The following is a 9,671-nucleotide window of genomic DNA, read 5'->3' as shown; positions in this document are numbered from 1 at the left end:
GCTGTGGTGATCTGCGGCCCCAAATCGGCTCCCGTCGCCCAGCATCTCCTCGCCGCTGATGACTCCCTGAGTTTCGAGAACATCGATGGAACCTGGTGTCTGATCGAGAAGTCTTCCGGACGCCGGTACAGTTCACCGTTCTGTGCCGACCTCACGAATCGAATCGATATCGGCTACCTCGGCCGGCGCGTTGAGGATGGTCGCGTCATCGTTCATATCGCCGGTGTGACGAGCATCGGTTCCATGGGTGTCGCGCATTGGCTGACCGACAATGTATCCGAGCTGTACGAACCATCAGCCGAATTCACCAGTGCCGTGATCGAATGCGATTTCGACGAGGAGCCCTCGATCACGGCCAGCCGGATCGTCTCCGGGCCGTTCACCACACCGGAGTGAGCGGATGGAGATCGAGGTCGCCGAATTGCCGGAGGCGTCGGGCGAGGACCGTGTCCTGGTCTTCGATGCCGGGGTCGTAGTTCTCGACGGTGCGACCTCTCACGACCCCGGCACACCTCCCGCAGGCAGATATGTGGACATTCTGGGGCCACAGCTCGCCACCCGGCTCGGCCGAGCCGGCTTGCTCGCCAGCATTCTGGCCGATGCAATCCGATCCACGGCTAGGATTCTCGACCTGCAGCCGAATTCGTCGCCATCGAGCACCGTGGGGATCGTGCGGATCCGGTCCGAGACCGTCGAGGTGCTCGTCCTCGGGGACACCACGGTCGTTGTCGGCTTCGCGGATGGGCGGTGCGACATCATCACCGACAACCGTTTGGAAGCTCTCGACATCCCGGAAAGCTCCGAGTACCGGCAGCGGCTGGCCGGAGGATCCGGATATGACGACACCCATCGCGGCCTGCTGCTCGAGTTGCAGCGCCGACAGCGCATGCGGCGCAACCGAGCCGGCGGTTATTGGATTGCCGAGGCCGACCCGGCGGCCGCCTACCAGGCCATCTCGGCGACGTGGTCCCGCGAATCCGTCGCATGGGTAGTCGTCGCCACAGATGGCGCGTACGACACGCTCGAGGTGCTCGGTATCGGATGGTCCGAGGTTGTGATGCGGTCTGCCTCCGGACTACGCGCTCTCCTCTCCCGGTGCCATGCGTGGGAGACCGAAACCGATCCCGCCGGTCGATTGCTGCCCCGGGCGAAGCGCCACGACGACAAGACCATCGCGGTCATTCGTCTGTAGTCGGTCGGGGAAGGGGTTTCGGAGCGTTTCGTATTGGCACTCGTGATCAGTGGTCGGGGCGGTTCGCGAGGCGGATCAGGGTTCGACGGCCGAAGCTCTCGGTGACGTGTGCGCGGATGCGCGGGTCGAGTGTCGTCACGGGCCTGCCTCGGCGGGGTCGGGGAGGCGGAACACTTTTCGTGCGGTGCCCTCGAAGAAGGCGGCGCGCAGATCGTCGTCGAAATCCAGGTTCTCCGGATCGCGCAGGGCGCGGACCGGATCGATCATCGGCCAGTTCGTGCCGAACATGACGCGGCGGCGGCCGAGCGTCCGGGCGTAGTCGAGGAATGCCGCGGGTAGCCGGTCGAGTGCGTAGGCGGAGGAGTCGACGTAGAAGTTCGGGAATTTGACGGTGAGTGTGGCGACTTCGTCCAGCCACGGGAAGCCCACGTGGCCGCCGACGACCACCAGATCCGGGAAATCCAGCAGGACCCGCTCCAGGTACGGGATGGGCCGGCCGGTTTCCGAGGTTTTCAACGGTCCGGTGTGCCCGATCTGGGTGCACAGCGGTACACCCGCCTCGACACAGGCGGTGTAGACGGGGTAGTACAGCCGGTGATCCGGCGGCAGCTCCCACAGCCAGGGTACGACCCGGACGCCCACGAAGACGTCTCCGGCCAGCTCGCGCACCGTCCGCGCGGCCGTCACCGGATCGCGGAGGTCGACCCCCAGCAACCCGCGGAATCTGGTGGGCGCGTGATCTATCGCGGCTCGTACCTCGTCGTTGGTGATCAACGGTCCGCCGGGGCCGTACCAGGCCGAGAGCAGTGCCAGATCCACTCCCGCGGCGTCCATCCGGGCGAGGGTGTGGTCGATGCCGGGGGCCATCTCGGCGGAGCTCTTACCGGTCCAGCGCAGCAGAGTGGCCAGCCACGGTTCCCGGGCCATTCGCGGGCCGACCTGCTGGGCCCATACGTCGATCGTTCCCATGGGTGACTCCCTTCCCGATATACTTCACTATCAAAGTATTGAGAGGTGGACCGGATGGCAAGGGATCCATACCGGCTGATCGGCCGGGTTCAGCAGGTATCCCATGCGTTGCGCAAGAAATCCGACCGCCTGCTGATCGACAATGCCGGGGTCACCACGGCTCAGGCCGGGATCCTGGCCGTGGTATCCGATGATCCGGGCTGCTCGCAGCGGGATATCGCGCGGCGGTTACGGCTCGGTGAGTCGGCGGTGGTCGCCGCCGTCGGGCGACTGCTGAGTGCCGAGTTGGTCGAGCGGCGGGTCAGTGATCAGGATCCGCGTGCGGTCGCGCTCTTCCTCACGGCGCGCGGAATCGAGACGGTCGGGCGGGCCCAGGAGACCTACGGTGTGATCAACGGTCTCGTCCTGGAGGCTCTCGGTGTCGAGGGCCGGGCCCGGTTCGCCGAACTGCTGGACGCACTGGACTCGGCGGTCGGCGCCTTCCCGGTCCCGGCGGACGACAGGGATTCTCCGGATACCCCTGACCGGAGGTGACAGGGCTGGTGGTCAGGCCGGGACCGACGCGTCTTCGGCGCGCCGGGACCGGGCGAACAGGTAGGTGGCGACGCCGGCGGGGATGTTCATGAGAAACCCGTAGACCGCGCCGGGTACCGCCATCGTCTCGTTGCCCAGTACGGATACCGCGACGGTGATGGCCAGTGCCGCGTTGTGCACCCCGATCTCCATACCCGCGGCGATCGCGTCCGCGCGCTCCACGCCGAACGCGCGCGGCACGGCGTAGCCGATGAACAGACTGCACACGCACAGCACCAGGGCGATCGCGCCCAGCTGCCCGACATGTTCGGTGAACGCGTCGAACTCCGAGACCAGTGCCGCGACGACGACGAAGGCCAGCACCACGGCGGCGGCGATCTTGACCGCGGTGTGCATCCGCAGAGCCCAGCCGGCGAACAGTCGCCGCACCGTCATCCCGGCCACCACCGGCACCAGGACGAGCGCGAACACCTGCAGGAACTTGGCGGGTTGCAGGCCGATGCCCGCGCCGTCGTCGAGGAACACCGAATACGACAGACCCACCACGATGGGCAGGGTGAACACCGCCAGGACCGAGTTGACGGCGGTGAGCGTGATGTTCAGTGCGACATTGCCGCCGGCGATATGGCTGAAGAGATTCGCCGAGGTCCCGCCGGGGGATGCGGCCAGCAGCATCATGCCCACCGCGAGCGCGCCGTCGAGCCCGAACAATCGCACCAACCCGAAACAGAGTGCGGGCAGGACGATCAGCTGGCATACCAGCGCGATCAGCGCGGCCTCGGGGAATCGGGCCACCCGGGCGAAATCGCCGGTGGTGAGTGTCAGCCCCAGGCCGAACATGACGATTCCCAGCGCCACGGGTAGAGCGACCGCGAAAAGCATCGAACCCATCCGTCATCCTTCCGACGGCCGAGTGTCACCCGATGCCGTGACCGTCGTCAAATGGGCGAATGTTCTCCGCCGGAGCGCTCGTGTCGAGCGGGTCGCCCTGCCGGCCGCCCGTGACATCTACCTGAAAGAATGATGTTGTCGCGCAACACTATTCCCGCACCGCCGCGGAAGTTCGACATCGGGCGGCCGCCCCAACATAAATTGACACTACCGTCATTTCGTATAGCCTCACATCTGCACAGTGACCCGGCGCCGGTGTGACCGGCCGTCGAGACCGAGGTTCTGTGCGTCCGTTCATTGTTCACGTCGGCGCACCCGCTCGCTGTGCCGGCAACCGGAGGTAACTTCATGGGCGTCGAGACCCCCGGCGGCGTCACTCCGACCGCTGGTGGCTACCGGGCCCTCATATCGCGCGGGTTCCCGTACTCGTCGCGCGGCGCAGCTCGGGGTGGGAGCCGCTCGTGCGAAAGACCGGGGGTACAGGCGCTACCCCCGGTCGGTGCGGTTACCGCCCGAATCCGCCTCTCCCCGTGTACCCCGACCAAAAGGACCCGTCGATGACCACCGCCACCCCGACCGAACAGAGTTGGGGCAAGCTGTCCGAACCGATCCACTCCGACGCCGCCGGTGCCGGCGATCCGGTGTGGAAGGACAACGCCTACCTCTCGTTCTGGGATTCCGCCGCAGAGGTATTCGGCACGGTGCATGTGTCCACGTCACCGAACGCGCCCGATACACGTCGTGCCCGGTTCAGTGTCTCCGTAGCGGGCCGGGTCGTCGAAGTGGTGGAAACTCTTGCGGCGGGCACCTTCAGCAGTGACAGCATCCATTTCGGGCTGGACGGCCGGGTGCGGGTCGAGCACTCGCTCGTGCGGGCCGAACTCGTCAACGCGCCGCTTTTCGTCGCCGCCGACTATGCCGCCAACAACGCCATTCCCGCGCTGGTAGCCGCCGAGCCGTTGCAGCATTTCCAGCAGGCGTGCACGGTTGTGGGCAGCGTATCGGTGGACGGGAACACAGTGGTCACCGCCGGCCACGGTATGCGCGACCGGACCTGGGGATTTCGGGACGAGTCGTCGCAGTGGGTCGAGTTCGCCGCATTGTTCGTGGTGGACGATTCGGCCTTCGTCTCGGCGATGAAGTTCCGGGGTGCCGACGGCACATCGACGGCGGATGGTTTCGTCATCGACGGGACGGGTTCGACGGCGATCACCGGAATCACGTTCGCCCGTGACGCGGCCGCTCAATTCCGCTGGGCGCGGCTCGAACTCGCCGATACGACGACCAGGCTGGTAGCGCTGGACACCCGCCTCGGCGGCTTCCGGGTACCGGCGGGCCCGGCCGAAACCACCGGACCGGCCCTGGCGGTCTACGACGACTTCCTGTCCTTCGATACCGGCGACCGCGGCGGCGAGGGCATCTTCGAGCAGGCGATCCTGCACCGGGTCGCCTGATCGGCGGTGACGAGAGAAAGCGGATACGCCATGCTCCATGTCCTGCGCGTCCTGCAAGCCGCGCGATTCAAAGGCCGGCCCACCGAATCGGATCTCGCCGCCGCGGCCGGCCTTCCCGAGGCCGGGCTTACCGCGGTGCTGGAGCCGCTGCTGGCCGCGGGCGAGCTGCACCGGGTGGGTGCCCGCATCAAGCTCACCGCAGCCGGCCGCGCACGGCTCGACGCCCTGCTGGCGGCCGAGCGGACCACAGTCGACCGGGCACTGCTGCACCAGCGGTACCTGGACTTCGGCGCAGTGAACTCCGACTTCAAACAGCTGGTCACCGACTGGCAGCTCATCGACGGTGAGCACCCCAACGATCACACCGACGCCGAATACGACGCGCGGATCGTGGCCCGGCTGGCCGTACTGCACGAGCGGTTCGGGCCGCTGCTGGCGGAATTCGTCGATCTCGCGCCGCGTCTGGCGCAGTATCCGAACCGGTTCGCCGCGGCCTTGGCTCAGCTCCGAGCCGGCGACCCGGCCTGGTTTGCGCGGCCACTCGTCGACAGCTACCACACGGTCTGGTTCGAACTGCACGAAGAATTGATCGGCCTCGCCGGTGTGTCCCGGGTGCGGGAAGAGGCCGCGGAGCGGGCGCGGTGACCGCTGCCGGGCATACGTCGGTCCTTTCGCTGGGCTCCCCGACCACTGCCGGCCCGGATCTCCTGGGCGGGAAGGCGTGGAGTCTGCGGCGCATATCGGCGCTCGGGATCCCGGTTCCGCCGGCTTTCGTCCTCACCACCGAGGTATGCCGGCGTATGCACAGCACCGGTGAGTCGCTGCCCCCCGAAGTGTGGGATGCGGTGCCCGCGGCCGTTGCGGATCTGGCGGCAGTCACGGGTCGCCGGTTCGGCGCAGGCCCGCGGCCGCTGCTGGTCTCGGTACGTTCGGGTGCGGCGGCCAGTATGCCCGGGATGATGGATACCGTTCTGAATCTGGGGATGAACGACGAGGTCGAACGGGCATTGGCGCAACAGTTCGGCGACCCTGTGTTCGCCGCCGACACCCATCGCCGTTTCCGTGCGCAGTTCGAGAAGGTGGTCGGCTCCCGCCCGGCCGCGGATCCGTGGGATCAGCTGCGTCGCGCGATCGAAGCGGTATTCCGATCCTGGAATTCGCCCCGCGCTGTGGACTATCGGGAGAGCCGCGGTCTCTCGCACGAGGCCGGTACCGCCGTCACCGTGCAGGCGATGGTCTTCGGCAATCTCGACCGCCGTTCCGGGACCGGTGTGTTGTTCACCCGCAACCCGCTCACCGGCGGTGCCGAACCCTACGGCGAGTGGTTGCCGCGCAGCCAGGGGGAGGACGTGGTGTCCGGTCGCGCCGACGCCTTCGCCCTCGCGCAGCTGCATATCGCCATGCCGGAGGTGCATGCCGAGTTGCTCGCCGCGGCGGCCACCCTGGAGGCCGACGGCCGTGACGTGCAGGATATCGAGTTCACGGTGGAGAGCGGCAGATTGTGGCTGCTCCAGGCCCGGGCCGCCAAACGGTCTCCGGAGGCCACGATCCGGCATGCGGTACAGCTGCGGCAGGCCGGTCTGATCACCGACGGGGAAGCGCTCGACCGAGTGGGGCCGGAACAGGTCCGTGCGCTGATGGCCGCCCGGATCGATCACGACGGTCCGGTCGCGCCCGTTCCCGTCGCGACCGGTAAGCCGGCCAGTCCGGGGATTGCCACCGGCCTCGTCGTCACCGATTCCGGTGCGGTCGAGGAATACGCGGACCGGGGGGAATCGGTGATCCTGGCGCGGCCGACCACCGACCCCGACGATGTGACGGCCATGTCGATGGCCGCCGCGGTGATCACCGAACTCGGCGGGTCGACTTCGCATGCGGCGGTCGTCTGCCGCGAGATGGCGGTGCCCTGCGTGGTCGGCTGTGGTCCGGGAGTGCTCATGGCGCTGGCCGGACAGACGGTCACCGTCGACGCGTCGGCCGGCGCGGTGTATCCGGGCGAGCTCGCCGTCGTATCCGGCGCTCCGGCCGACGATCCCGATATCGCGCTGCTCACCCGGTGGGCGCGTGCGGAATTCCCCCACGGCGCACCGGGTTCGCTGCCCGAGCTGCTGTTGCGACGCAAGATGGAGAAAGTTCGATGAGCACCCGCGAAACCGTCGAGGAGACGCTCGACAACACGACGATCGACCCATCGGTCACGTGGACCACCGGTAATGTCGCGGAGGCATTTCCGGGGGTGTTCACCACGCTGGGTTTCACCTTCGTCAATGCGGCGGTGGAACTGGCGACTCGCACCACGTTCCGGAATCTGGGTGTCCTGACGAAGAAGCAGGTGTGTGTTCCCGATCAGCCGGAGGATATGTTCTGGACGCTGTTCGCCGGCCGGGCGGCGGCCAATATCGACAAATTCCGCGAGATCGCGAATATCACCCCCGGTACCTCGGCGACGGCAGTCGAACAGCAGCTCTTCGGCTATGTCCGGCCGGGAACGGTCGACGCGAACAGTGCCCGGCGCTATCCCGTGATCGCGGTGAAGGCGCCGTCGGCGGTGCTCCGGCTGCCGAAGCGCCACGATGCCGAATTCGCCGGGCTGCGCCGCTGGCGGCTGGACCATCTGGACAGTATCGGCAACCTCGACCACGCGGGATGTGTCGAACTGCTCGACGACGCACGGCAGCGGTTCCAGCGCATGCTGACCGACCATATGCTGGTCGCGTTCGTCAGTTCCGGGCTCGCGGATCGGGTCACCGATATGCTGGCCGAACTCGATCTGACCCACTCGGGGCCGGCGTTGCTGTCCGGAGTGGGATCCGACGAGAGCGAGATAGCACACGATCTGTGGGCGCTGGCCCACGATGAGATCACGCTGCGCGAGTTCACCGATCGCCACGGCTACCACGGCAGCAACGAGGGACAGTTGTCCGGCGTGACCTGGCGGGAGGACCCGGCCCCGATACTCAACCGGCTCGCCGACTATCGCGCGATCCCCGCGGACAGTCCACGGGCACCGCGTAATCGGAGCCGGGAGCAGATCGAGGCCCGGCAGCGTGCCCTGTCCGAACTCCAGGCGGCGCTGCCCCGGCGTAAGCGGCGCGGCGCGGCGCGGTACGTGCGATGGGCCGCTCGCTGGATCGCGCTACGGGAGCAGGGCAAGGCCGGATATCTGCTCACCTTCGATATCGCCCGTGCCGTGATGCGGCGGCAGGGCGCCCTGTTGGTCGAAGCGGGTGTGATCGACAATATCGACGATGTGTTCCACCTGTCCTACGACGAAGTGCGCGACGGTGTCACCGGTGACCGGCGTGAACTTGTCGGGGCTCGTCGAGCCCACTACGAATCGCGGTGCGATTACCGGCTGCCGCAGGCTTGGGCAGGGGTACCGCAGCTGATCGAGGCCGGTGCCGCGGACGTTCCGGCCCTGGATGTCTCCGGCGTCGTGACGGGCGTGGCGGCCAGTGGTGGTGTGGTGGAAGGCCGGGCCCGTGTGGTTCGCGATCCGTCGACCACCGAGCTCGACGACGGCGATATCCTCGTCTGCGAGACCACCGACCCGAGCTGGGTATCCCTGTTCCTGGTCGCGGGCGGAGTTGTCACCGACTATGGTGGCCTGCTCAGCCACGGGCCCATTGTGGCCCGCGAACTCGGAATTCCCTGTGTCTGTGGCACCGAGAGCGGCAGCTACCGGATCCGCGACGGCCAGCGCGTCCGAGTGGACGGCGACGCGGGAACCGTCACCGTTGTCGGATGAACCCGGCGGTGCGGTATCCGGTCCGCCTCGCCGACCGGCGGGACGGGTGTCGCGCACACCGGCCGCGGCTACCAGAGAGTTCCGCGCAACAGGGCGCTGAGCTGGTCGATCATCGGTTCGAGCTGGTCCTCGTTGCCGACGAATCCCGCGTACATGCTCATTCCCCAGACCACGGCGATGAGCACTTCGGTGGCGGTCACGATATCGACATCCGGCCCGATGGTTCCGTCCGCCGCCGCGGCTTCCAACGCCGGTCGGATGAAACCGCGCACATTGTCGATCTGCCCCTCGGCCCAGTCACCGAGGTCCGGATTGCGCAGCGCGTCGAACAGCGATGCCGCGAGAAACCGGACATAGGTGCGGTTCTCGGAATCGGCCCGCATGGTGATGCGCAGAAACGCGGCCATTCGGTCGGCGAGGTCGGCCGCTGCTCCGGCGTCGGCGATACCTGCCGTGATCACACTGCCCTTGTCCGCTTCGAACAGGGTGCGATAGAGCTCGTCCTTGCTCCGGAAATAGTGGTTGATGTTGGTGCGGGACACTCCGGCCCGGATCGCGATATCGGTGAAAGTCGCACGGTCGTAGCCGACTTCGCTGAAGAGTTCGCGGGCCGCTCGCAAGATCACGTCGCGCGTATGTGCTCCGTCGGATCCGGGCGGACGTCCGCGGCCGCGCCGGGGTTGCGCTGCCGAGCCGGTCGTCACCGCGCTACCTCCCACCGGGCGGTCCTCGGGCCGGATCGCCGACCGTTACCTCGCCGCGGCGGAACCCCTGAAGCGACTACTCGCAGCGAGTACACCTTCGGCACGGACAGCACCGGACAGAGTCTAGCTGCCCGGTCCGCGTGGTCCGGGAGTGTCCCGCGGCGACGCAACAGCTGTTC

General features: G+C 67.4%; 9 protein-coding genes and 1 pseudogene. 7 read left to right on the top strand and 3 right to left on the bottom strand.

Going from position 1 to position 9,671, the window contains the following annotated elements; genetic code table 11:
- Positions 1-396: pseudogene (locus tag ACWEWT_RS20440) on the top strand (sigma-70 family RNA polymerase sigma factor); the annotation flags it as partial.
- A gap of 4 nt (positions 397-400) precedes the next feature.
- On the top strand, positions 401-1,192 hold the full coding sequence (locus tag ACWEWT_RS20435; protein ID WP_452561035.1) for a hypothetical protein: 792 nt from the start codon (positions 401-403) through the stop codon (positions 1,190-1,192).
- Between the two features lie 135 nt (positions 1,193-1,327).
- On the opposite strand, the gene ACWEWT_RS20430 is transcribed toward ACWEWT_RS20435, so the two are convergent.
- A complete protein-coding gene (locus tag ACWEWT_RS20430; protein ID WP_452561033.1) occupies positions 1,328-2,161 on the bottom strand; it encodes an amidohydrolase family protein in 834 nt (277 codons plus the stop codon).
- Positions 2,162-2,215: 54 nt separating this feature from the next.
- On the opposite strand from ACWEWT_RS20430, the gene ACWEWT_RS20425 reads away from it, so the two are divergent.
- Positions 2,216-2,695 carry a MarR family winged helix-turn-helix transcriptional regulator gene (locus ACWEWT_RS20425; RefSeq protein ID WP_452561031.1) on the top strand — a complete coding sequence of 160 codons (480 nt, stop codon included), beginning with the start codon at positions 2,216-2,218 and terminating at the stop codon, positions 2,693-2,695.
- A 12-nt stretch (positions 2,696-2,707) separates the two neighbouring features.
- On the opposite strand, the gene ACWEWT_RS20420 is transcribed toward ACWEWT_RS20425, so the two are convergent.
- On the bottom strand, positions 2,708-3,586 hold the full coding sequence (locus ACWEWT_RS20420) for a bile acid:sodium symporter family protein (RefSeq protein ID WP_452561030.1): 879 nt from the start codon (positions 3,584-3,586) through the stop codon (positions 2,708-2,710).
- 557 nt (positions 3,587-4,143) lie between these two features.
- Between ACWEWT_RS20420 and ACWEWT_RS20415 the strand changes: the two genes are divergently transcribed.
- Genes ACWEWT_RS20415 through ACWEWT_RS20400 form a run of 4 tightly spaced genes read left to right on the top strand, consistent with a single transcriptional unit; the run spans position 4,144 to position 8,788 of the window.
- Complete coding sequence (locus tag ACWEWT_RS20415; protein ID WP_452561029.1) at positions 4,144-5,040, top strand: DUF7065 domain-containing protein; 897 nt, start codon at positions 4,144-4,146, stop codon at positions 5,038-5,040.
- A 30-nt stretch (positions 5,041-5,070) separates the two neighbouring features.
- Positions 5,071-5,685: a hypothetical protein gene (locus ACWEWT_RS20410; RefSeq protein WP_452561051.1), complete on the top strand. Its 615-nt coding sequence runs from the start codon at positions 5,071-5,073 to the stop codon at positions 5,683-5,685.
- Complete coding sequence (locus ACWEWT_RS20405; RefSeq protein ID WP_452561027.1) at positions 5,682-7,181, top strand: pyruvate, phosphate dikinase; 1,500 nt, start codon at positions 5,682-5,684, stop codon at positions 7,179-7,181. Before ACWEWT_RS20410 ends, ACWEWT_RS20405 begins: the two co-directional genes overlap by 4 nt.
- Positions 7,178-8,788: a PEP-utilizing enzyme gene (locus ACWEWT_RS20400; protein WP_452561025.1), complete on the top strand. Its 1,611-nt coding sequence runs from the start codon at positions 7,178-7,180 to the stop codon at positions 8,786-8,788. Before ACWEWT_RS20405 ends, ACWEWT_RS20400 begins: the two co-directional genes overlap by 4 nt.
- Positions 8,789-8,856: 68 nt before the next feature.
- Here the strand turns inward: ACWEWT_RS20400 and ACWEWT_RS20395 are convergent, their stop codons facing one another.
- Complete coding sequence (locus tag ACWEWT_RS20395) at positions 8,857-9,414, bottom strand: TetR/AcrR family transcriptional regulator (RefSeq protein ID WP_452561023.1); 558 nt, start codon at positions 9,412-9,414, stop codon at positions 8,857-8,859.
- Between the last annotated feature and the right edge of the window lie 257 nt (positions 9,415-9,671).

Source organism: Nocardia sp. NPDC003963 (assembly GCF_053605105.1).
Note: the sequence above shows the minus strand (reverse complement) of the source record. Positions and strands in the feature narration are given on the sequence as shown.